Source organism: Polynucleobacter sp. AP-Reno-20A-A9 (genome assembly GCF_018882085.1).
Taxonomy (GTDB): domain Bacteria; phylum Pseudomonadota; class Gammaproteobacteria; order Burkholderiales; family Burkholderiaceae; genus Polynucleobacter.
In genome coordinates this window covers 52,173-75,933 of sequence record NZ_JACVPB010000001.1, presented here as the reverse complement: position 1 = coordinate 75,933, position 23,761 = coordinate 52,173, and the positions used below count along the sequence as shown (strand labels likewise).

Sequence of the window (23,761 nt, the reverse complement as noted above, 5' to 3'; positions counted from 1 at the left end):
GGTTTTACTTCTACTTCTGACATGTTTGCCGTAATCCAAACTGTAAGTACTTGTTAAAGAACTTGGTAAAACTCGTTTGTATTACTGATTGATGATTCAATCTTTACCCTTATTACATTGTCAAATGTCCTCTCAAAGAAACATTTGACACTTTGCTTACTCAAATTTTTAAAGAACAGCCATAAATGGCAAAACTAAACAATAACAAATTGCTTAGTTTTGACATTTAGATGATGGTGGAGGATGACGGGATCGAACCGACGACCCCCTGCTTGCAAAGCAGGTGCTCTCCCAGCTGAGCTAATCCCCCAACGTCCCACTAAGTCTTGTTTCTGGCTGGTGGTGGGTCTGGTAGGACTTGAACCTACGACCCCTGCGTTATCAACACAGTGCTCTAACCAGCTGAGCTACAGACCCGTGGCTTTTATTGTCAACCGATAAGTGTGGGCACTAGGATTCAGCATCTTTTCTCTAGAAAGGAGGTGATCCAGCCGCACCTTCCGATACGGCTACCTTGTTACGACTTTACCCCAGTCATGAACCCTGCCGTGGCAGTCGCCCTCCTTGCGGTTAGGCTAACGGCTTCTGGCAAAACCCACTCCCATGGTATGACGGGCGGTGTGTACAAGACCCGGGAACGTATTCACCGCGACATTCTGATCCGCGATTACTAGCGATTCCAGCTTCACGTAGTCGAGTTGCAGACTACGATCCGGACTACGATGCATTTTCTGAGATTAGCTCCCCCTCGCGGGTTGGCAACCCTCTGTATGCACCATTGTATGACGTGTGAAGCCCTACCCATAAGGGCCATGAGGACTTGACGTCATCCCCACCTTCCTCCGGTTTGTCACCGGCAGTCTCTTTAGAGTGCTCTTGCGTAGCAACTAAAGACAAGGGTTGCGCTCGTTGCGGGACTTAACCCAACATCTCACGACACGAGCTGACGACAGCCATGCAGCACCTGTGTTCACTTTCTCTTACGAGCACCTAATGTATCTCTACTTCGTTAGTGACATGTCAAGGGTAGGTAAGGTTTTTCGCGTTGCATCGAATTAATCCACATCATCCACCGCTTGTGCGGGTCCCCGTCAATTCCTTTGAGTTTTAATCTTGCGACCGTACTCCCCAGGCGGCTGACTTCACGCGTTAGCTACGTTACTCAGGATGTAAATCCCGAACAACTAGTCAGCATCGTTTAGGGCGTGGACTACCAGGGTATCTAATCCTGTTTGCTCCCCACGCTTTCGTGCATGAGCGTCAGTGTTATCCCAGGGGGCTGCCTTCGCCATTGGTATTCCTCCACATATCTACGCATTTCACTGCTACACGTGGAATTCTACCCCCCTCTGACACACTCTAGCTATACAGTCACAGGCGCCATTCCCAGGTTAAGCCCGGGGATTTCACGCCTGTCTTGTATAACCGCCTGCGCACGCTTTACGCCCAGTAATTCCGATTAACGCTTGCACCCTACGTATTACCGCGGCTGCTGGCACGTAGTTAGCCGGTGCTTATTCTTCAGGTACCGTCATTCCCGGACTGTGTTAGAGCCGGTGTTTCTTCCCTGACAAAAGAGCTTTACAACCCGAAGGCCTTCTTCACTCACGCGGCATTGCTGGATCAGGGTTTCCCCCATTGTCCAAAATTCCCCACTGCTGCCTCCCGTAGGAGTCTGGGCCGTGTCTCAGTCCCAGTGTGGCTGATCGTCCTCTCAGACCAGCTACTGATCGTCGCCTTGGTGGGCTTTTACCCCACCAACAAGCTAATCAGGCATCGGCCGCTCTAATCGCGCGAGGTCTTTCGATCCCCCGCTTTCCCCCTCAGGGCGTATGCGGTATTAGCACAGCTTTCGCTGCGTTATCCCCCACGATAAGGTACGTTCCGATGTATTACTCACCCGTTCGCCACTCGCCACCAGGTGCAAGCACCCGTGCTGCCGTTCGACTTGCATGTGTAAGGCATGCCGCCAGCGTTCAATCTGAGCCAGGATCAAACTCTTCAGTTCAATTCCTGTGATCCTTGCGGATCGTCGCACTCATTCAAGAAATTGACTTGGTAATAAAACCAAATCTTTTTACTGTCTATGAGTACTATTTATTTACATCTGTCCCGAAGGACTGGATGCTTTCACTTAGTACCCACAATTATCGGTTGACTAATTTTTAAAGAGGGCCGCTTCGTTTTTCGTATTTCGTAAAACGTTGCAGCAGAGAGATGAGACTATATCCGACATTTTTAGGGTCGTCAACACCTTTCGTACTCTTTTACTTAAAAAAAGCTAAGTTTTTTCTTACTTTTTAAATATTATCAATAAAAACAGTGGGTTAGGTTTTGAAAAAAATTTCAACTTTTTTTCAAAAATTCCTGTTTTTTAAGGTTTAGGCTGAGGCAAACCGAAAATTACGCTGTTTTTTCATGCTTATTTGGACTATTTCCAATAAACCTAGGGAAAACCCTGAAATTTTCCCCTACCCCTGCTAAAATATTGCTATGCACAATAAATTAGCGAACAGCCACTTACCCTTAAGCCCCTATACGGCTGGGCAGGCCGTGCCCGTTCGCAAACTTCACGCTGCATATAGACAGGAAATACTGAATCATTTATTGCTACTAAATGATGAAGATCGGCGCTTACGCTTTGGTACTCAGACGCCTGATGAGGTAATTCGTCATTATGTTGAAGGCCTGGATTTCACTCGAGATGTGATTTTTGGTGTATTTGATCTAGATTTAAGGCTCGTAGGTATGGCGCACCTGGCTTATATGCCAGAACACAACGGTCAGACAAAAGCTGCTGAATTTGGTGTTTCTGTATTGCCAGAAGGGCGCTCTCAGGGGCTAGGTACAGCATTGTTGCAACGCTCAGCTGTTCACTCACGCAATACCAGCATTGAAACCCTATACGTTCATTGCCTTGCCAATAACAAAGCCATGATGCATTTGGCGCAAAAGGCAGGTATGACAGTGGAATACGCCTATGGCGATGCTGATGCTTGCCTTAAGCTGCCCCCAGCAAATCCTGCAACCATTGTGGAAGAGGCTGCGAATGAACAGTGGGCCGGCATGGACTACGCCCTAAAAGAAAACCTCAAGCGCTCTAATGAAGCCTGGTGGTGGTTCCTGGGCAGGCCAGGTCTAGCGCGCTAATTCCCGGCTCTAGTTTTTCTAAGGCGCTCCACGCAAGATCCAACCGCTTAATGTAGAGAGATCTGCATTACTTAATTTGGAGTTGGCCGGCATAGGCACAACACCCCACGAACCAGATCCTCCTTTAGCAATTTTATTTTTTAAAAATGTTTGCGCATTGGGATCGTTCTTATATTTTTCAGCAACGGACTGAAAGCTGGGCCCAACAATTTTTTTATTGATTGCGTGACAGCCTAGGCAGGCATTTTGTTTTGCAATGGCAAATGCTTTTTCATCTTCAGCATTCGCATGTGCGACGGGCATGAAATAAGCGAGTGTTGCAAATAAAAAAACTACTTTTACATCCACTCGCTTTTTTAACATCGTCGACCCACAAAAAATTATTGGAATTTTGGAGGGCTACTAGATTGAGTTTGGTCTGCTTTGCCTTGCTTTTCTAGGCGAACTTTTTCTTCTTCAGAAATAATATCGAAGTAAACGTAAACATCTTTTACGCCATTCGTATTACTCGCAATTTTCTTAGCAAGGTCTGCCTCACTTTGCGTCAAGATCCCCATCAGATAGACGCTACTTCCTTCAGCCACAATAACCATAGAGTTTGACGGTAACTTGTCCGTAAAGACCATTTGTGTTTTGATCTTAGACTCGAGATAAGAATCGTTTGCGCGTGATGTATAGCTACTGTTTGGCCCAATAACCAATTCGTTAAAGACAGAGCGCGCATTCTTCATCGCCTTGACATAGGCACCTGCCTCGCCCTTAATATCAGCATCCTTCACTTCGCCAGTGAGCAATACTTTTTGATTGAACGAGGTCACGTTAATGTGCGCGTTATCACCAAATCGTTTCGCTAGGGCATTCCCAGCCTCTAACTCAATACCTTTATCAATGGCTTGCACGCCTGGCGTACGACGATCTGCAAGCACTGTTGCCCCTGCTGCAACGCCACCAACAGCCAATACCCCACACGCAGTTAACTGCGCGACTATGAGTAAAGCAATAAGCAACTTAAACGTGTGGAAAATTTTCATGAATGTGTTTTCTAATTTGAGCTATCAATAATTTTTAATCAAGCAAAACATGATCTACGCCATCGCATAAAGCATGGAGCAAAACTAAATGTGTTTCTTGAATGCGTGCAGTTCGTGTTGATGGTGCACACAAGTGGATGTCATCTTTATCCAATAACTGAGCAATCTTGCCGCCACCATTGCCAGTGAAAGCAATAATTTTCATACCTAGTTTTTTGGCAGCCTCAATCGCTTTAATCACATTCTTTGAATTTCCTGAGGTTGAAATCCCTAACAGAATGTCGCCTTTTTTCCCAAGCCCACGAACTTGCTTGCTAAAAATCTCATCATAGCTATAGTCATTTCCAATAGCCGTAAGAATTGAAGTATCTGTCGTCAAAGCGATCGCAGCCAACTCTTGGCGCTCTCTCTCAAATCGACCAACGAGCTCTGCTGCAAAGTGCTGCGCATCGGCGGCAGAACCGCCATTGCCACAAGCCATCACCTTACCGCCGGCACGCAAACAGCCCACCATTGCCAGTACGCCCTTGGCGACAGATTCGGGAAGCAGTTTTTCAGCCTCCTGCTTTACGGCAATGCTGTCCAGAAAATGCTGAGAGGCGCGCTGGCGCAAACGTTCATTGATATCTTTTTCCATAACAATATTATGCGCCAAAGATGCCCTAATTTCAGTAGCAATCAGCTTATCCCAAAAGCAACGTATTCTCTTACTAATTGTTTAACTTTTCGCAGGCAAGCCCCTCATGGAATTTAGCTCTTTCGATTTCTTAAAGCAGCAGGATTTGCCTTCTGGGGCCCTATACATGGTTGCAACACCCATCGGCAATTTGGGCGACATTACTTTGCGCGCCCTGCATGTTCTCAATGCAGTCGATGGAATTGCCTGTGAGGACACTAGACATAGCGCAGCATTACTCCAGCAGTTTGGTATTCATAAAAAATGTTTGGCATTGCACGAACACAATGAAATTGGTGGCGCTCAAACAGTCATCCAACACCTTTTAAACAATGAGCGTTGGGCTTATATTTCAGATGCTGGCACCCCAGGGGTTTCAGACCCTGGTGCAAGACTAGTAAATGAAGTTCAAAAGGCGGGGCTAAGGGTAATACCCATACCCGGTGCAAGCGCTGTATCAGGCGCCATCTCCGCAGCCGGTTCGGTGATGCATCACTCGGAAGGGCGCTTTCAGTTTCTAGGTTTTTGGCCCAACAAAACTAAAGAGCGTGATGCCCTGATACAGGATATTTCAAGCAGTAGAAAGGCAAGCATCTTTTTTGAGTCTCCGCACCACATAAAAGAAACCCTTGCATTGCTTGCAAAAAATTTAGAGCCCGATCGTCAACTTTTGGTCTGCCGTGAATTAACCAAAAAATTTGAACAGCTCGTACCACTTCAAGCGCAAGAAGTTGCTAACTGGCTAGAAGTGGCAGAGAGTCTTAAGGGTGAATTTGTCATTGTGGTCGCCGGGCGATCAGCCAATAGCGATGAGACTCCCGAGCACTCATCTCTCTTGTTGTGGGCTAATGCGCTCAGCCCTTACCTAGGAAGCAAAGAAATTGCCGCCGTTCTTTCGCAAACTTTAGGCCTCACCAAAAAAGAAGCCTACCAAATTGCCTTAGATGCAAAAAGTGAATAATTGAAAATAAAAAAGCTGGCACTAGGCCAGCTTTTAAATATGCGCCGAAGAATTATTTGGCGCTAGTAGCAGGAGCCGCAGGCTCGCTAGCATCTTTAAAATTGAGTTGCGCCACTGGCTTAATGATTTGATCGGCAGAAGCGGATGAATCTGCGCGCTTGCCATTGTTCACAAACACCATTAACAACAAAATGATGATGAGTGGCACGAAAAAGCTTGCAAACACCATGATGATGAGTTGTTTTGGGGACTTAATTAGACTTCCGTGCTCGTTGCTCATAAGAATTTATCGTTTAACGGGTTTTAGGGTTGCTTTGCCCAGATTATAACTAGAGAGTAGGGTTATAGACACTTACAATAGAAGGGTAACCAGTTTTTCCACTAGCGCCCGTAGCTCAGTGGATAGAGTATTGGCCTCCGAAGCCAAGGGTCGCAGGTTCGATTCCTGCCGGGCGCGCCAGTCTTTCGGGCACATAGTTCTTAAAAAACTGCATTGAAAGCTATTTTTTGCGGCTTTTAATGCTTTTGCTATCTCTTCATTTACAAATCAGGCCAATACTCAAATGGTCTTTTGTGCCCAAACCGCGCCCATTTTGTGCCTACTCTGTGCCCATCCTTTTTGATCTATGCTGATTTTGAGTATTAGCCTCAAATTGACACATTTCTTGTGCCAATAGTTAAATTTTCTATCCTATAGCTTAATGACCATTAATTTGAAGCATCAGGAATGTACTCAAATAGATCTTCAACTTTGCAATCAAAGAATTTGCACAGCTTACTAATTGCATCTAAATCAACCCTTGCAGCTGTTTCATCGTAAAGCAGGGTGATGGTATTTCGATGCAAGCCTGTTTCACGAGCGACATCTACCAATTTGAGTTTTCTTTCGCCCATAAGGGTCGATAAATGGCATTTTATCATTCTGAATAGCTTTTTTTAATATTGCATGTAAAAAGTGCTTGCTAAATGTCATTTACTCATGCATAATGTCATTCAGGATGGCAAAAGTTAATTAAGAATTACTTTTCGCCACTTTGATTGATTTTACTACATGGAGTTAACAATGGCGCAGACCTATCTAACCACCGAAGAGCTATCAGCTCGCATCAAATACGACCCCCGCACGATTCGGGATCAACTCAAAGATTCTGTCTTATTGGAGGGTCGCCACTATTTCCGCCCCTTTGGCGGAAGAAAGATTCTCTATATCTGGGAGGTTATCGAGGATGACATGACCAAGGCGATCTCTTCGACCTTAAGTCAAATCCCAATGGCAAGAGGAGGTGTTGCTCATGTCTAACATTCGCATCAGAAAAGAAACTGGGCGTCTCTTTCTGGATTTCCGGGTGTTTGGGATTCGCTGTAGGGAGCAAACGGAATTAGTTGACTCCAAGACTAACCGCAAATTACTGGCTAAGCTAGATGACAACATCAAAGTAGCTATAGCCAATGGCTCCTACCGCCATGAGCACTTCTTTCCAATGAGTAAACGCATTGCAGAAGTAGAAGAAGCAAGACTGGCCATGAGTGCCCCTGCTATTAATAAGGCTCCCGCCAACTTGGCTTTAGCTATTGCTGGAACGCCACCCGACCTCCCGCCGTCAACCCAGCGTCAAACCCCACTATTTTCTGACTTTGCAAATCAATGGTACTCAGAGATGGAAGTAGGGTGGAAGCGCTCCCATAGAACCACTACTAGAGGTGTCTTAGATAACTCTCTGATTCCTCATTTTGGCCTTAGGCCTGTAAACGAGATTAAAAAGGGTGACATTCTGGCTTTTCGCTCCTCTTTGGCAAAGAGGCCCGGAATTAAGAATAAGGAAAGCCTTTCCGCTTCACGTATTAACCACATCATGACCCCATTGCGGATGATATTGACAGAGGCTGCCGACCGATATGAATTTGCCCCGGCCTTTATCAATATCAAACCCCTAAGAGTAGGCAAGACTGACGTTCAGCCGTTCACGATGCAAGAAGTCCAAGACATTCTTCGCACGGTTCGGGCCGACTTTAAGAATTACTACATTGTTCGCTTCTTTACCGGCACTCGCACTGGTGAGATCGATGGCCTCAAATGGCAGTACGTCGATTTTGAGCGTCGCACGATTTCCATAAAAGAGACGATTGTGAATGACTATGAGGAAACTCCCAAAACGGGAGAATCCGAGCGCGACATCCAAATGTCCCAGATGGTCTTTGATGCACTCTTAGCTCAGCACAAAGTGACCGGGCAGGGCGTCTATGTTTTTGCAACCAGCGCGGGAACGCCCATTTCTCATCGCAATATTTCTAAGCGAGTTTGGTATCCGCTATTGAGATTATTGGGCCTGAAAAAGCGAGTGCCGTATCAAACTCGCCATACCTATGCCACCCTCATGTTGGCTTCTGGCGAGGCGCCCGAATGGATTGCCCGTCAGATGGGACACACCACTACTGAGATGCTCTTTCGGGTGTACTCACGGTTCATTCCAAACTTAACTCGGCAAGATGGAAGTGCCTTTGAAAGGCTAATAGCGGCGCAGATGCAAGACCAGCCACACCCCATTATTAACCCCCAATTAGTATATGAAGTAAGTGCACACTCATGTATAAATCCCAGCAATATTCGAGTTAATCATTTACCGAAAACTCAGAGCCGAGTAACTAAAGAAATTAAGCAAGAGCCACAATTGCCCGAGCCTCAGGCAATAAACCCGCCTGAACTACCCTCTTTTGCTCCTCCGAATTTGCCAAATCAGCTACCCGACACTCGGGTAAATCGAAGTGCCGATGCTGCGCTGGTCGCCAATCCTTGGTTAGAAATTGCCAAACATTCTGGTCTTTCTGTGCCCCCTAAAGCCGACCCAATCCCATCCTCTGATCACCCAAAGGGAGGCCTTTTATGAGGCTCGCCAAACTCCTTACTTCAACCCATCAATAACCCACTTGAGAAAACTATGACACCTAAATACAAGCTTTATGGCAATGCAACTGATGACTTTTTATTTGAATTAGTTTGCAATTACAACCCCTCAAACTTGAGCCACCTTCGAAACCTAGACTCAGTTTTGTATAACGAAATTAGGCAACGCAAAACCCTCAGAACGTGCTTAAGCGATGCACGAGGATGGCGCAGGGGAGTAGAGATTTGGAAATCCTATAAATTAGCCGACTGGCTAAATCTGTGCGAACAATTTACGTCTGCTGGAGAATTTCGCGATAGTTATGGTGCCGCTCAAAGTGCTGCACGTAACTTAGGTCTTTGGCCTGAAATAGAAAAATTAATGGTTGATTCTGGGAAATGGTCCAACCAACTTTATGGCATTGATGGTCGCAAATATGCCAGTCGCTCGGAACTCATTGTTGCCAATTGGCTTCATTACTCAAAAATTGAGTACATCAGCCATCCAAAGCTAAAACTTAAAGAAACAAGCAAACCATCTAGGGGTGATTTTCAATTGCCCATGGTGGCAAATATTGAAGTGTTTATGTGCTCTAAAGATGGGGTCAAGCTTCGAACCAGACTACCGGACTGGAGTGAGGGCTACCTCATAAAGCGCCAAAAAAAGGAGCTTTACTATAAAAAGGAGGGCTTACCACTCATAGCTATTGAAGCTGAAATTTATCGCCAACATGGCTATAAGAGGTATTTAAGTCATATCCAGCAAGAATTTATCAATCTTGGCCTTGAGTTATGCGATCCCGCAAATTTTCCAATTGAATATAGTCAGCATCAGCTCGGGCTTAAATGGGGCTTGGAAGATTTTATTGACTATGCCCAGGCCAATAACATCAATTCTCTATCGCAATTTTTAGATGTCGCGCAAGATCTATACAAACTGATCCACATTAAAGGGCTTGGCAAACAAGTACGAGTAAAGCTTGATCAACTAAATGACAGAAGATCAATTGCCTCCAGCAAGGAACTAAGGTCGATTGAAGATGTCAAGGCAGATTGCCTTCGACTGGGAATTATCGAAAGATCTCAATATGAACATGCACACCAAAAAGGTCTTTTCCCAATAGATACGCCTTATTCAATATTGCAAAGCTATGGCGTGCCTTGGTTTGAGTTTATTAATAACAGAAAAATTGATGATTTTTGGGCTTGGGAGACTGCAAAGCAATTTGTACGCTCTTATAACTTCCAATCAAAAACAGAATTTGAGAAGCATCCAAAGAAGGGTGGCGAGTGGGGTTTTATCAGAAAATCTCCAGCAGCCCCCAGTGGCGGATATCCTGAGTGGACTAATTGGGGCGATTTTCTAGGAAATGTTAGTCACGAAGAGCAACAAGCCAATAAAGATAAAGTTGAATCTAATAACAAGCTCATAGCCGAGGTTGGTTCGCTCGATACAGCAACTGCCGTAACCTATCTTAAGAAATTAGGACTAGAAAATGCGAGCAAATTAAAGGCAATAACAAGGCTTTACTCGCAATTAAGAAATCGCCCAGACTGGATTAAATTGCGCGATATGCTCGCAGCACGCATTCCAAAAGTTAAAACCATTTCAGAAGCTATAGAAATACTCCTATTTGAAAAATGCTTCTATTTTTCGGACTTTATAGCTAAGCGAGATTCAAACCCCAACTTACAGCGAATTCCTAAGCATCCGGACCGACTTGGTAAGGGGGTTTTTGAACTTGTCCGCAAGACCGTGGGGCTGCCTACACATGATGCCAAGACACGAAGTTCACTTCGCTAACCTTGGATAGGGGCCGGAAAGACTATTTAATAATTGGGGGGTAAATCTTTGAGTTCTTTTTGTGATTATTTGGTCAATATATTGACCAAATAATAGGTTTATAATTAAAATAATGATCAAATGACTACTTCTGAACTTAGCCCCATCCTAGAGCGCCAGTTGCTATTGCAACTGGGTGATCGCATTAAGCGCTTACGTAAGGCGCAGGGGCTTGGTACGGTCGAAGTATCTGCGCGTGCAAAACTTACTCGCAATACTCTACGGTCGATTGAAGCAGGCGATCCATCTCCTTCAATCGGCGCTTACCTACGAGTGATGTCCGTTCTTGGCGTTAGCGGAGAGTTAGCACTTTTGGCGGGCGATACGATGCAAGTCGCTCCCGCCGGATCAGCAGGAGCAAGGTCTAGGCGCATTGCCCCTAACGTACAAGTACGCGTTTTGCCAGATAACGCCGGGCACCGACTTCAAGATCTACAAAGCCTTGCTTTGCATGAACAAGCTGTTCAGTTAGTAAAGACTGATCCTGCATTGCTACTACAAGCTCAAGGCACCCTAGAGCGTTGGCTTGCTACTGGTGATTCTCGCTCAGCTGTCCTATGGCGTGAGTGGCAACTTATATTAAGTACAGGCTCTTGGCGCAAAGTGCTTGGTCGCACGAGACATGCCCAGCAACTCAGACAAACTTCACCACTGGTGACCATCCTTCCAGATGAAGTGCGTCTACGTATTTTGAAGGATGTGAGCGCGCTCAAAAAAGGGGTGGTGTTCGGCAGCTCTTTGACTGCCGCCCAGGGTGATGAAGACTTTAGGGATGCGCCATGACACGAGAAGAGCTAGAGCACATCATTCGCGCCAGTGCGGATGTCACCAATCAATATGAATTTGTGATCATCGGCAGCCAGTCAATGCTAGGCCAAGTACCCAATCCAGAAAAGGTCTTCACAGTCTCCATGGAGGCGGATATCTATCCACGACAGGCTCCTGATTTAGCAGATCAGATTGATGGCGCAATTGGTGAAGGTTCACAATTCCACGAGACTTATGGCTACTATGCTCAAGGCGTGGGACCAGATACCGCAATATTGCCAAAAGACTGGATGACGCGTGTCCATCGTGTGCAAAACAACAATACCAATGGTCGAGTGGGGTACTGCCTTGATGTACTTGATCTCTTTCTTGCAAAGGCTGCTGCAGGGCGAGACAAAGATCGAGAGTTTTGTATGGCGCTACTGGAGTACGCCTACCTTACGCCCGCACAAGCCTTAGAGTTGGTGCCGACTATGCCGCTCGATGATGGTGTGCAGCGAACACTACGCGCAACGATTGGACGCTGGGCCAAAGTATTAAGAGATGCGGGTAACGATATTTCGTAGGACTAAAGTGAATCATTACATCTATCACCGTTAAGAATATTGATCTAAATAGAGCATGCAATTAACTATCCTCTATCTATCGAGGCTTGATGGAATCGGGCTGGATTGATGAATCCCGCTAAAAGTGGGAAGATCAACGAAACACACGGGGCCTTATGAAACTATTATTTGATGTATTGATAGCCATCACCACCTTAATCTCTGGGTTCTATTGGTACAAAAGCTCCAAAGTGCTTGTAGGCCCAGGAACTGGCGGGGAAAGGGATGTAGAAATAATCTGCAATGGAGATGGAACAGAACCACCATGGGAAGTCGTTGGAACGATTCGCGATCAAACTAAATTAAATAAAATTGCCGCATTTTGGGCGGTGATTACAGCCATTCTTGTTGTGATTAATTTAATCATTCAAAATTTAACTACTCAGAACTGCTCCTAGGCTTAAGTATGAAATGTCCAGTTTGCTTGAATCTAAGCGCCAGCGAAGAAGAGATAGAAAATGCCCCGAGGCTAATTCTTAAAGTTAATTGTTTCAGGTGTGGAGAATATAAAGCAGACGCCTCGTTCCTACATTCTTCACCTGAAAATCCCACGCCCGAAGAAATTGCCAAGGCAAGTGGCTGGGTTTATAACAATCCTGGAATTATTTTGGACGAAGCCTGCTGGAGTCAAATTGCATCAAAAAATAATCCTAGCGTTGGCGAAAAGTCAGACTTGTTATTGCTATACCTTACAAAAAAATTCCCGAAACCAAATCAAGAGTTGGCTTTTCAGGCTTGTGGTCAAGAGCTCTCTTGTTGCTATGCAATTGACAAAGATGAAGCAAGCTATATTTTCAGTAGGTATTTAAAGGACTATAAACACTACATTTCCAACCCACAGCATGGTGGTCAACCGTTCGTTATCTCCCCAGCCGGCTGGGATCACATACATGAATTAAGTCGAATAAATTCGGATAGCAAAAAGGCTTTCTGCGCTATGTGGTTTGATGATTCAGTCAAGCCTCTCTGGGCTAAATCAATATCGCCAGCCATATCCGAACTTGGCTACGATCCCATTCGAATTGATGAGCGCCAACACAACAATAAAATCGATGATGAAATTATTACCGCAATCAAAAAGAGCAGATTTATACTTGCAGACTTTAGCGGCAATCGGGGCGGAGTTTATTTTGAAGCTGGCTATGCTCTTGGACTAAACATTCCAGTAATTTGGATGGTTAGAAAAAAAGATCTTAAAAAAATACATTTTGATAATCGTCAATACAACTTTCTTGTTTGGGAGCCAAACAATCTAGCGGATTTAAAACAAAAACTTAAAGCTCGAATTGAAGCAACAGTTGGTCTTCCAAAGTAATACTGTCGATACCATTCGGGAAATATTCGAAACCGCTGGGAGCCAATAGATTCGGTGCTTGTAGGGCGGTAGGTCACAACCAGCTAAGACCTAATATGCAGAACTGTTTTAGTCCTCTGCATATATTTTTAATTTCTTGAGCTATCGATGTCCTCTTAGCGGCCAATCTCGACCGGTCAGGCCTATCCACGTATTTGATCTTGAATGACTAAAATAGGGTTAACGGCTGCCTGAAAATATAACAACATCCCCAACAAAATCATCGTCTGCCTGAAAGCAAATGGCAAATCATCCGCCGCCTTTCCCTCACACCTCAATTCCAGGCTATTCTTACCAGTCGGTGCATATTTAATTTCCAAAGCATCAAGAAATCTCATATAAATTTGGTTGATTGGGTTTGAAATTACCGCACCCTTTCTTTTGTGTTGCCCCGTACCCAATTCTTTCTGAGTAAATTTAATCGTCTCGGCTCTAGCCCGAATCCGCTCTCTGGCGTAATCAAGTAATAAGAAGATATCGTCAGGATGCATTTCAAAATACGCAATTGCTTTTGTAAGCCATTGATCAGCCTTCTTGATCCCTCCTCGCATACGCGGCTTTTTGACAATAAAAGCCTTGGGCAAGGTATCGGGTAAATTTTCGTAAAGATACTTTCTATCTGATGAATATAGATCGGCTTTATTGGTGAACTGTGTGGCATTGCCAATCCACTGGCGAGCAAGCTCTTTCGGAATGTCAAGTAGCGCCGCCGTTTTAGCAAACTGCTTTTCTTGTGAGCCGAGAAGTCTCTCAAAACTATCGCAAGCCCATTCCATGCCTCGTCCAGCTTGAGGATTCAATATCTGCACAAGGTTTAAATGCTTTGAATCCTGCTTCTGAATCTTTGGCCCTGGACTCATCACCTCATTAAGTAACACCGGAACTTTATCTAGCCCAGCCTTTGGGTCATCAAATGGCGTTTTGCACCGCTTACGTCTGATGTCTAAATTACGTTTGGTGCCAGGATAGAGTGCATTTAGTAGCCCCGGGTTTAAGCGCAACAAACGTTCATGCAAAAAAGCGCCGGTCAATACATCAATCACGTGGATGTAGCTATATAGAGTAGTTGCAGGCGAAGAGTGCCCAAGCAAAGTAGATACGACATAAAGTTCAGATGGACTTGCCCGTGAATCATTGAGTAAAAAATAACGGGCATATCCCATGCGACGCTTGAGATTTCTAATCTGCAAAATGGGATTACTTCCATCGGCCATTCCAACAGCTGCATGATCCCTCGCAATGCGCGCCTGGATTTCCGTATTGCCATAAAGGTGATCAAGTATGAAGCGCTCAGAATTAGGCAATCGCGGCGCGCATAAAAGCATTAAGGTATTCATCGCCGCTGAGTGCCGCAGATGATGAAAGCGGATATAGCGATTTTTTGTGACCCGCCTCATCGACTCATGAATATAGTCAATGATTTTGTCGCGCTCGGTGTTGCTCGTTATTTCTAGGGAATGCTCCTCGCGCGCTTTAGCGCTCATTGGCACCGGGAATAAGAATTCCAACTCGTCTGCCGTATACAGCCCAGGTTCAGGTACCTTGGTTTGTCCACCTAAAGGGCTCGCTTTGTGTTCAGGCGCTTCAATTTTGATCAGCTCATCAACACATAAAGCGCCTTGCTCACGAGCAGCAGCCCACAACTTTAACCAGTTCAATTCTCTGGGATCAAGCAGAGCCTCGACAGGCAGTATGCGCACTGAAGAGGCTGTCTTTAAGCGGCGATGCTTCCACCACTGTACGGAAATTTCAGTGGGCCAGCCTGTTTTGATATGCACATGGCTAGTGGCAAGCTTAAGCACCTCAGATCTTCGTAAGCCCAAGCGATAGCCAAGCGTGAAAATGATCAGGCAGGCGTTCTTATATTCAGTCGGTAACTTACGACAAGCAACTGTGTAAAGGTCAATCTGAGTCCAGCGAAATTCAAGCTCCGTTAAATAACCAACATCAACTTGTGATTCAGGTCTTAAGCCTTTTTCTGCTTCGGTTAACTGACTTTTTCGCAAACTTTCCCAAGCTGCTTTAAAGATTTTTTGATCTTTTGGTGTTGTTAATTGAACGTAAAGCTCTACGAATTCCTCACCCCAATCTTCAGATGTAAATTCCTCTAAGCCTTCATCTAAATCCCAATCAGCCATGGCCAGCGGTAACATTAACTGGAGATAGCTCGTGAGCATTTCTGAGGTGAGGCCTTTAGATGCCCAGTCTTGCACAATTAAATGACGCACCCACTTCAATAAGCTGCGAGTCAATCTTTGCTCGGACAGTTGATAGCGCTTTTCTATTTCCTCAATCGCGCCCAAGCATCGCTCTTGGGTTGCCGGGACTTCGTAACTCAAGTGCGAGATAGCCTCAAGGATTTGCTCAATCCACTGCATTGCCACTGGAGAGGGCGCCTGGCTTTCGGCTTCGCCTTCCCGAACCTCGATCTCATCTTCACTATCAGACCAAGCATCATCAAGATTTTCTTTTGCGATTTTGGCTGTTGGCATCTTCGCATCTGACATGCCTAGTTGAAGCAAGTTTTCAATCTGCAGATCTTTGGTAGAAATTCTTCCCGCCAAATAGCGCGCAATAAATGTAGGCAAGGTATCTTCTTGCCAAGATTGCGTGGCATACATCAATGCCTTACGTGTGGAGAGTAAATCAATTGCTTCAAACAAAGCCTCTTCATCCATCCCCATTTCATTAGCTGTTTTTTGAATGCGCAACTCGCCTTTTACCGCTCCCATAAATGCCTTCAAGCACTCACTTGCAAACTTAGGTCCTCGATCAGTAAAGATCCAATTTTCCCGATAGTGAGAATGCAGGGCAGCGGTCAGTGGATCGGCAATCCAGCGTGAGAGATCGGGCCCATACTCTTTTGTATGTCTAGGTGCTTTGTTCTTACTTTCCTTGCGAGCCTTTTCAAGCGCGACATAGGCAGCATCCATTCGGAGCTTTTGATTGCGTGGCAACAGTAGACTGGAATAGGGCGCGTCTAACTCCTCCTTAGCCAGACTAAGATCTGCAATTTGCTTGAGCCTCCCCAAATCTTGCACCCCAGAAAAAACGATGGCGCTAAATAGATAACCACCAAACTGTGCTTTTGGCTGTAATGCCTCCCAATCAAATTTTCCAAAACGCTGATTGGTAAAGGCCGCAATGATGAGGCGAAGTGCCAACGCCTGCTGCGCTTCTTTCTCCAACCTTTCTTTTTTCACCCCGGCAGGTAAACCCTCCCCCGCTTTTTTGTAATCAAAGTGTCGATAAGGATTGGGCTCTGGCAAAACGACTTCAATAGTTCCCAGCCCAGGCCACTCGAGTTTTTGCTGGGCGCAGAGATCTGCATCAACCACATCAAATAACCATTTTTTCCAACTTAGAAAACCATCGGACAAACTAAACAGCGCTTTGAAAAGCGTCTGCACGCCCGGCATATAGTGGGCAGGATTTTCCAGGCGCAACGTGTCCACGTTACGCAACCGCTCATCTGGCAGGAAGTGGCCTTGTAACGCTTTTTGCAAAGAGGCGCCCAGAGCTTGCCGAGAAATGCCCAATAGAGCGCAACCAATCTGAGAGAGCTCGCCCCTAGCCAAGTATTCTTTTTCAATACATTCTCGAATCTTGGAACAAATCATTGCGCCAATCTGCTCAGGAGAAGTGTTTAGGATTTGATTGGCATCTTGGTGGGGACGAGCAATCTGCGTAATGATTGCAAGTAAATGCGGGTTGGTTGGTAACGCGCGCAGATGGGCCCTTAATTGGGCGCACATCACCTCATGCGCCTTTTGCACTTCTTTGGCGGTAGTTGGCTTGGCGCTCACTTACTTTTGTTCCTTTGGCCAAGCTGGCATGGCCAACGTGACAAGCTCAAAACCCAAACCCTTGATAGTTTTTTGAATGGGGTTTTCGATCCGCTCGATGTACTCTAAATAGCTATGAGAACTAAACTGATGAAAGGGCGCTGTACCCGTTTGCCAATGACCAAGCCAAGTGCTGATATCCGTCTGACTCATCCCCCAATTTTTTAATAAGGCGGGCATGAGCTTACGGTGAAAATTGGGCTGAGCAACAATCGAGCTTTCAATATAGCCTCTAAAGTGCCGCCGCATTTTGGTCTTACTCCATTTCTCAATGGCCAATGGCAATGCGGCCATGCTAAGGGCATCCCCTTTTTTATTGCTCTTTTGTTTTTTTGAGACGGGCACCTCCTCAAGCCAGATTAGCTCCCCATACAAAGCATGCTGCGTGACATCGGGGAGCAATTTTTTAAGCAACTTGCGACGCAGTTGTTCATATACCCACATTTGCTTTTGCAATAACGGGCTTAACCAAATGACTCGTAGCCGATCACCGGCGCGATTGGTTTTATCGCCGATACGAGTAAGACCCAAGAATGGATCGACTGAGGCAATGTCTACATAAGGAAGATGGTGCGGACGCTGTGAAGTTTCACATGCAAACCAAACCGCGCAATAAAGGGTGAGTTGATTAAAGGCATCACAAAATTGCTTGTAGTCTTGAGCCCTTCCGTTTGCCAAGCGCGGAATATCAATCTGCTTTTTTAATTCTTGTATCTGCTCAATCAAGGCTTTTGGATTCTCATTCTCATCAATTGCAACCAATCCCGTTGCGCCCACCACGCTCGGCCTCATACCCCTAAAGGGTGCTTTTGCAACATCGCCGCCGAGTAGCTTCGTTCTTTGTGAGAAGAGGTCAGAAATACTTGTTTTGCTTGCTTGCGAAGCTGCTGCCCCATGAATATCACCCACATCCATGCTGGCCTCTAAGTACTTATCAATAGAACCTAGTTGCCTTGTTTCTTTAAAATAATTATGGGTGTAGTAATGTGAATCCGACCTAAAAGCCCTTGGAGTATGGGGATCTAAAACATCTAGAAGTTTTGGATCGTATTTCTGCGCAACCATTTGGTGCTTGCTCCACTCCCTGATCTTCAGCAAGGTCAACGGGCGCTTGGCCTTATATAAATCCATCTCGCGATTAAATTGAGCAAGCAAGCTTTCACAATTTTTTTCAATTTCCAGTCGTGCACTGGGAGCAAATATGGGAGAGGGCGTTTCTGATATTTGGGAATTGGCTGCCACTATCTGGCTAGCCACCCCCGACAGGTCTCGAAAAACAATCGCCCCTAGGTGTGGCGCATACTCCTCTGCCTGCACATTGACCAGTTCAGACCAAGCGTAATTGGGAACCGATAATCTCCACAAATAAATATAGCTTGGAGGCTGATTCACGGGCATTGCATTGGCTTTTACTAGGTGCAAGGTTTGGCTACCCAATTTGGGTTTATCACCTTTAGGCAACTCATCCCCAACTTCAAAATTTGAATAGGCGCTGCGCCAAGTCTCGCGCTCTCGCAAGATGATTTGCGCGCTCAATGCCGTGTGAATATCGACCCCCAAGACATACATTAGGCGCAGCGTCATAATTGCGCTCAATTGGGTGGCTCGCTCTGATACGTCTTTATTGCCGCCCTTGAGCACACGCTCAAGACTGTCCAAATAGTTTTTGAACAGCTCCATTTCTTTCCAGGAAGCGACATTGGTGCCCCAATACAATCGCTGGTTAAGCTTAGCTATAAACCGTTGCGTATAACTAGAATCTCTTTCAAGCTCTAACCGACTCTTTCCCACCTGCGGGGCAACCCACCTTAACTGGGGCGCATCGGATCGATCATCTTCGATTTCTTCGCCAACATCGTCGCCAGGCTCTATTAGTGTTTCGATGTATTCATCGGTGATGGTGGCGTCATCAATGGGAATAATCTCAAACTCGTTACCCCGAAGATCGCCCTCACTAAGCCAAATATCTCGATATAGGCCGTGGTACTGAATACCGGGATTTTCTTTTTCCCTTGAGCGCTCTCCAGAGCCGGACTTCGATGTGCTCATTTTTGATTTGCGAACGCTACTAGAAAATGCCCTACAAACCGATTTGAACTTTGCTTGTGATTTAGTTAATGTGACTTTTTCTTTACCGGGAGCGCCTTGTAAATGCAAATACTCGTCAAGACACTGCTCTTTAAATTTGGGGTAAGGCAATTGCGCCCATTGGAACAACTGATTTGCCTCATCAACACCCTCCCAATCCCGCGACCACTCCCGAATCGCTTGCTCAACCCCCACAAAGTAAAAGTGATATCGATCTTTTTCAACATCCACGCACTGGAACAACACAGGATCTGTAAACTTTTGCTGCACTGCAGTAATCTTCTTTAAGGCAGATTCCTCTTCACCCTCAATTGTTTGCATTTGCCTAGTAATGTCGAGCAGCTCCAAATTTCGCATAATGGCAAATCCGGCCAATCGACGCATGGCAACCATCCTGGGGTCGTCTTGCCTGTCCGCAGCATCGATAACGCCCTTGAGCCAAATATCGTTACTTAATATTGAGTAAATTGGAAATGCTGAAGATCCGTGATGCAAAATGGGATTGACGGGAGGTTTACCGCTAGCGTCCTCGAGGCTGCCCGAAACGGCATCATCTGATTCCCCCATATTTTCAAAAAGAGATGGATTTACCTTGTGGGCCCAAATACCCAATCGGTAAATCTCATTAGCCACGCGCAAGAGAAGCGCCCAATCTATCTTTGGGCCTCCAGTTTCAGGTTTTTGCATTTCCTTACACACGGCTGCAAGGCGACCGATTGCTGGTGCTAATGCCCGAAATTTAGGCTCTGGCCTAACTAACCAGAGAAATTGATTAAGGTCCTCTCGAGATAGTCGGTCGACTTCGTCAGCTTGTAAATTTGCGCGGGGTGGGAATTGCTCTCGCAATAATTCAATCTCAGGGCTCTCTTCATAAATCCGAATAACAGATCTTTTGCTTTTTCCTGATTTCCCCATTCCACCATTTAAACCGAAAGAGGACGGTTTGCAAATCAAGCAATATGACCGAATCTTGTTTGTTCAGTATTGACTATTGTTCACGTAACGTGTACAATAAAATATGTTGAACACAAGTGGGGTGCGTTCAATTAAGCATATCGTTCACGTAACGTGAACATTTAAATTTTACGTACAAAATGATGAACCTAGAAACTAAAGAACAGCTCATTCTCGCTAAAGCAATTGATGCTTTTCAGAGAACTACTGGCCTACAGATCCACCATGTTTGGGAAGGAGGGCCAGCAGATGCCTTGTTAACTATTCAAACCCCTGATCACCCCGTTCATTTTGAGGCGGAAATTAAGGGGGTAATCGATCGCTTCAAAACGCTTACGCATATCAGAGAGCTAGGAACTCGCACAAAGCCCGTTTTGCTTGTAGCTCCCTATATCACCAAAGAAATTGCAACCCAGTGTCGCGAGCTAGATTTGCCCTTCATTGATGAAGCTGGAAATGCTTATATTAAGACTCCGGGGCTATTTGTATATGTTGTTGGTCAAGCTCGTCCAGAGCGCACTCATGAAAAGCCAGAATTCACAGCCTTAACAACCGGCGGGTTAAAAATTGTCTTTGCATTACTTAATCAAAAAATCATCACCCCCCAAACTTATCGCGAAATAGCCACTTTTGCCAAAGTAGCTCTTGGAACTGTAGGCCCCGTATTAACGAATTTAGAAAACCGCGGTTTTCTCACTCCTACTGACTTAGGTCCACGGCGAATTCTTGATAAGAAACGACTAGAAGAGGAATGGGTGGCTCACTACCCCATTAAATTACGACCAAAACTAAATGCACGTCGCTTTACTGCTGCCAAAGAAGATTGGTATCGAGATGTCAATATTGAGCAGTACGACGCCTATTGGGGCGGGGAAGTCGCGGCAGAAAAGCTCACCGGCTATCTCAAGCCTGCAAAGATCACCATTTATGCCCGTAAAAACCTAGATCGACTCATTGTAGAAAATCGGCTGCGCCCTGACGTTAACGGCGATATTGAAATTTTGGAAGCCTTTTGGGCAGTAGATACAGAACTGCAAATGAACGGAGTTGTGCCGGCGCTACTGGTATATGCAGATTTATTGGCCACCACCAATCCACGCAATATTGAAACAGCTAGACTAATTTATGACCGATATCTCACTCAAGCTTGAAATTAGCCCTGACCGCCCTTTAAAAGCGGAGCATTTGGCCATCTTACGAATTTTTGATGACGTGGCACGGTCTTTAAATATTGACTATTTTTTAGCTGGAGCCCAGGCAAGGGATCTTATCTTGGGGCATGTATTTAACAAGCGAACCGGACAGGCCACCTATGATCTTGATCTGGGCATCTGCTTAGAAGACTGGGCTAAGTTTGACAAACTTAAATCAAGCTTGATTTCCATGGGCTGCTTTACCCAGGGTAAGGCACCACAGAAAATGCACTTTAAAAGACCGCAGGACCAATACTCCACACCACTTGATCTCATTCCATTTGGCGGAGTTGAAAATTTAGATTCAACGATTGAATGGCCACCCGAAATGAATGTGGTTATGAACGTCTCTGGATTTTCTGAGGCCCTAAGATCAGCTATTTTGCTAAAGATTGCTGAGAATTTCTCTATACGGGTTGCATCGCTAGCGGGCATGGCCGCACTCAAGCTAATTGCCTGGCAAGACCGGGGCCAAGAAAACCAAGGTAAAGATGCCGTCGACTTTCTTCTTATCGCCAAAAGCCATCACGACGCCGGAAATGAGGATCGCATTTATACGGAGGAAATGGCGCTACTAGAATCATTGGAATATGACCCAGAGTTGGCAGGTATTCAGATGTTGGGAAAAGATGTTGCCAAGATTTGCTTAGACTCAACCAAGCAGGGTATCGATGCTATATTTTCAGACTCCACACTAAGACGACGACTGACCGACCAACTAACCAGCAGTAGCCTCTCCATCGGCGATGAGGATTCTGTGCTGAAGGTTCATGCTTATCTTGATCTCTTTTATAAAGGCTTTAGCTCGAAGTGATAAACAATAGCTCCGCACTGATAACCGCCTTAATAGCAGGGGTTGATAAAATATTTACGAACGCCGTTTAACGTAAAATAAGGTTGTTGAGCATTGAGGCTAGGGGTCTAACAAGCCTATTTTGCGAATTATTCGAGAAATATCTACTTGAAAAATTAACCGCTATTAAACGTTGTTTTTAGTCTCTATTAAAACAAGTTTTTTAACTATAAAGCCTTTATCTATATGGGCTTAAGACGTTTTAGACAATGTACAGTTATTTAAAGTATTTGTATGTTTTTTGTCGGTTGAGGTCTCCGAAGCGTCGCAGGTTCGATTCCTGCCGGGCGCGCCAAAAATCAAGGGGTTTTTGACTTACATCATGCGGAAAATTGCGAAAACCGCTATCATTTGCACCTAACTTATTGATTCTTATCGTGTCTACACATCTAAATTCAGCCCTTTCAGAGCCCTCCTTAACTAATCCTTTGCACCCAGAGGCACCATTACCGCATCGAAAAATCATTCGAAGCTGGCTAATTCCAATGGCGCAGGGCGAAACTGGGCGCGCAATCTTGCTCCTAGTAATCGATTCCCTACTATGGCTAGGCTGTATCGCGGGAACGATCTTCGTAGAGAGCGTTTTGCTCAAAATTGTTTTTGGTCTAATTGCTGGCTTTGTAACGGGTCGCATCTTTATTTTGGGCCACGATGCTTGCCATCAAAGTTACACGCCTAATCGTGAACTTAACAAAGTATTGGGTCGCATTGCGTTCTTGCCATCTCTCACGCCATATAGTCTGTGGGATGTTGGTCATAACGTTGTGCACCATGGTCAAACCAATCTAAAAGGCTTTGACTTTGTATGGGCGCCCTTATCAAAATCAGAATATGACGCGCTTCCCGCATGGCGTAAGGCTCTAGAGCGCCTATACCGTAGCGGATGGGGTCCTGTTTTTTATTACCTCATTGAAATTTGGTGGAGACGTGAGTACTTCCCAAACGCCAAAAACAAACCTGGTGATCGTCCGATCTTCTTGAAAGATAACTTGCTCGTTACCGCATTTGCCATCATTTGGATTGGTTGTTTGATCGCGGGTGCAATTGCTACAGGTCAGTCCATTTTGCTTGGCCTCATCACTGGCTTTGCAGTGCCATTCTTGTTCTGGAACGGCATGATTGGATTTGTGGTTTATGTGCACCACACCCATCCAAAAGTTTCTTGGTATGACAAGAAATCGGAGTGGTTACGCGCCCAGCCATTTGTATCCACAACCGTTCATCTGACTTTTAACTGGATTTGGGGCAAATTGATGCACCACATCATGGAGCATACTGCGCACAATGTAGACATGAGCGTACCCCTTTATCGCCTGCCAGAGGCCCAACAGACCTTAGAAACCATTCTTCCAGACCGTATTTTTGTGCAAAAGTTCTCTTGGGGTTGGTATTTCGATACAGCGCGTAAATGCAAGCTCTATGACTTTGAAAACAAGGCCTGGTTGGATTTCGATGGCAACAAAACAGCTGATTCAGTCCGAGTTGTGCTCAGCCCAGCCCCAGCGGGACAAAACGGGTAAAATAGATCTTCTGTATAAGATTTGCCTTACCCGGATTGC

General features: G+C 45.4%; 19 protein-coding genes, 3 tRNA genes and 1 rRNA gene. 13 read left to right on the top strand and 10 right to left on the bottom strand.

What is annotated here, in order from left to right:
• Positions 1-234 precede the first annotated feature (234 nt).
• The 3 genes from ICN39_RS00370 to ICN39_RS00360 form a co-directional block, all read right to left on the bottom strand.
• Positions 235-310 (bottom strand) — tRNA-Ala (locus tag ICN39_RS00370).
• A gap of 30 nt (positions 311-340) precedes the next feature.
• Positions 341-417, bottom strand: a tRNA-Ile gene (locus ICN39_RS00365).
• A 58-nt stretch (positions 418-475) separates the two neighbouring features.
• A 16S ribosomal RNA gene (locus tag ICN39_RS00360) occupies positions 476-2,008 on the bottom strand.
• 485 nt (positions 2,009-2,493) lie between these two features.
• On the opposite strand from ICN39_RS00360, the gene ICN39_RS00355 reads away from it, so the two are divergent.
• A complete protein-coding gene (locus tag ICN39_RS00355) occupies positions 2,494-3,150 on the top strand; it encodes a GNAT family N-acetyltransferase (RefSeq protein WP_216232205.1) in 657 nt (218 codons plus the stop codon).
• Between the two features lie 18 nt (positions 3,151-3,168).
• Here the strand turns inward: ICN39_RS00355 and ICN39_RS00350 are convergent, their stop codons facing one another.
• From ICN39_RS00350 to ICN39_RS00340, 3 genes are read right to left on the bottom strand one after another with little or no spacing between them, the layout of a single operon-like run.
• Positions 3,169-3,513: a c-type cytochrome gene (locus tag ICN39_RS00350; protein WP_255532229.1), complete on the bottom strand. Its 345-nt coding sequence runs from the start codon at positions 3,511-3,513 to the stop codon at positions 3,169-3,171.
• 17 nt (positions 3,514-3,530) lie between these two features.
• Positions 3,531-4,181, bottom strand: a complete 651-nt coding sequence (locus ICN39_RS00345; RefSeq protein WP_216232204.1) for a BON domain-containing protein — start codon at positions 4,179-4,181, stop codon at positions 3,531-3,533.
• Positions 4,182-4,215: 34 nt separating this feature from the next.
• Positions 4,216-4,818 carry a phosphoheptose isomerase gene (locus tag ICN39_RS00340; protein WP_216232203.1) on the bottom strand — a complete coding sequence of 201 codons (603 nt, stop codon included), beginning with the start codon at positions 4,816-4,818 and terminating at the stop codon, positions 4,216-4,218.
• Between the two features lie 106 nt (positions 4,819-4,924).
• Here ICN39_RS00340 and rsmI point away from each other — a divergent pair, with 106 nt between their 5' ends.
• Positions 4,925-5,818 carry a 16S rRNA (cytidine(1402)-2'-O)-methyltransferase gene (gene rsmI / locus ICN39_RS00335; protein ID WP_216232202.1) on the top strand — a complete coding sequence of 298 codons (894 nt, stop codon included), beginning with the start codon at positions 4,925-4,927 and terminating at the stop codon, positions 5,816-5,818.
• A gap of 52 nt (positions 5,819-5,870) precedes the next feature.
• On the opposite strand, the gene ICN39_RS00330 is transcribed toward rsmI, so the two are convergent.
• On the bottom strand, positions 5,871-6,098 hold the full coding sequence (locus ICN39_RS00330; protein WP_255532228.1) for a hypothetical protein: 228 nt from the start codon (positions 6,096-6,098) through the stop codon (positions 5,871-5,873).
• Between the two features lie 104 nt (positions 6,099-6,202).
• Here ICN39_RS00330 and ICN39_RS00325 point away from each other — a divergent pair.
• Positions 6,203-6,278 (top strand) — tRNA-Arg (locus ICN39_RS00325).
• A gap of 248 nt (positions 6,279-6,526) precedes the next feature.
• Here ICN39_RS00325 and ICN39_RS00320 read toward each other — a convergent pair.
• Positions 6,527-6,739, bottom strand: a complete 213-nt coding sequence (locus ICN39_RS00320) for a helix-turn-helix transcriptional regulator (protein ID WP_215341784.1) — start codon at positions 6,737-6,739, stop codon at positions 6,527-6,529.
• A gap of 142 nt (positions 6,740-6,881) precedes the next feature.
• Between ICN39_RS00320 and ICN39_RS00315 the strand changes: the two genes are divergently transcribed.
• From ICN39_RS00315 to ICN39_RS00285, 7 genes are all read left to right on the top strand, one after another.
• Positions 6,882-7,118: a hypothetical protein gene (locus ICN39_RS00315; protein WP_216232201.1), complete on the top strand. Its 237-nt coding sequence runs from the start codon at positions 6,882-6,884 to the stop codon at positions 7,116-7,118.
• Positions 7,111-8,703, top strand: a complete 1,593-nt coding sequence (locus ICN39_RS00310) for a tyrosine-type recombinase/integrase (RefSeq protein ID WP_216232200.1) — start codon at positions 7,111-7,113, stop codon at positions 8,701-8,703. Before ICN39_RS00315 ends, ICN39_RS00310 begins: the two co-directional genes overlap by 8 nt.
• A 378-nt stretch (positions 8,704-9,081) precedes the next feature.
• Positions 9,082-10,503: a hypothetical protein gene (locus ICN39_RS00305; protein WP_216232199.1), complete on the top strand. Its 1,422-nt coding sequence runs from the start codon at positions 9,082-9,084 to the stop codon at positions 10,501-10,503.
• Between the two features lie 120 nt (positions 10,504-10,623).
• On the top strand, positions 10,624-11,325 hold the full coding sequence (locus ICN39_RS00300; protein WP_216232198.1) for a helix-turn-helix transcriptional regulator: 702 nt from the start codon (positions 10,624-10,626) through the stop codon (positions 11,323-11,325).
• On the top strand, positions 11,322-11,876 hold the full coding sequence (locus tag ICN39_RS00295) for a DUF6036 family nucleotidyltransferase (RefSeq protein ID WP_216232197.1): 555 nt from the start codon (positions 11,322-11,324) through the stop codon (positions 11,874-11,876). Before ICN39_RS00300 ends, ICN39_RS00295 begins: the two co-directional genes overlap by 4 nt.
• Positions 11,877-12,031: 155 nt before the next feature.
• Complete coding sequence (locus ICN39_RS00290) at positions 12,032-12,313, top strand: hypothetical protein (protein ID WP_216232196.1); 282 nt, start codon at positions 12,032-12,034, stop codon at positions 12,311-12,313.
• A gap of 8 nt (positions 12,314-12,321) precedes the next feature.
• Positions 12,322-13,230 carry a hypothetical protein gene (locus tag ICN39_RS00285; RefSeq protein WP_216232195.1) on the top strand — a complete coding sequence of 303 codons (909 nt, stop codon included), beginning with the start codon at positions 12,322-12,324 and terminating at the stop codon, positions 13,228-13,230.
• A gap of 182 nt (positions 13,231-13,412) precedes the next feature.
• On the opposite strand, the gene ICN39_RS00280 is transcribed toward ICN39_RS00285, so the two are convergent.
• The gene (locus tag ICN39_RS00280) at positions 13,413-17,075 is read right to left on the bottom strand and encodes a hypothetical protein (protein ID WP_216232194.1); all 3,663 of its coding nucleotides are present in this window, start codon (positions 17,073-17,075) and stop codon (positions 13,413-13,415) included.
• The gene (locus ICN39_RS00275) at positions 17,076-20,117 is read right to left on the bottom strand and encodes a hypothetical protein (RefSeq protein WP_216232193.1); all 3,042 of its coding nucleotides are present in this window, start codon (positions 20,115-20,117) and stop codon (positions 17,076-17,078) included.
• Between the two features lie 179 nt (positions 20,118-20,296).
• On the opposite strand from ICN39_RS00275, the gene ICN39_RS00270 reads away from it, so the two are divergent.
• From ICN39_RS00270 to ICN39_RS00260, 3 genes are all read left to right on the top strand, one after another.
• Positions 20,297-21,307, top strand: a complete 1,011-nt coding sequence (locus ICN39_RS00270; RefSeq protein WP_216154293.1) for a type IV toxin-antitoxin system AbiEi family antitoxin — start codon at positions 20,297-20,299, stop codon at positions 21,305-21,307.
• The gene (locus tag ICN39_RS00265; RefSeq protein ID WP_216232192.1) at positions 21,282-22,163 is read left to right on the top strand and encodes a nucleotidyl transferase AbiEii/AbiGii toxin family protein; all 882 of its coding nucleotides are present in this window, start codon (positions 21,282-21,284) and stop codon (positions 22,161-22,163) included. The genes ICN39_RS00270 and ICN39_RS00265 overlap by 26 nt, the downstream gene beginning before the upstream one ends.
• Before the next feature lie 416 nt (positions 22,164-22,579).
• Positions 22,580-23,722: a fatty acid desaturase gene (locus ICN39_RS00260; RefSeq protein WP_370623646.1), complete on the top strand. Its 1,143-nt coding sequence runs from the start codon at positions 22,580-22,582 to the stop codon at positions 23,720-23,722.
• Positions 23,723-23,761 lie beyond the last annotated feature (39 nt).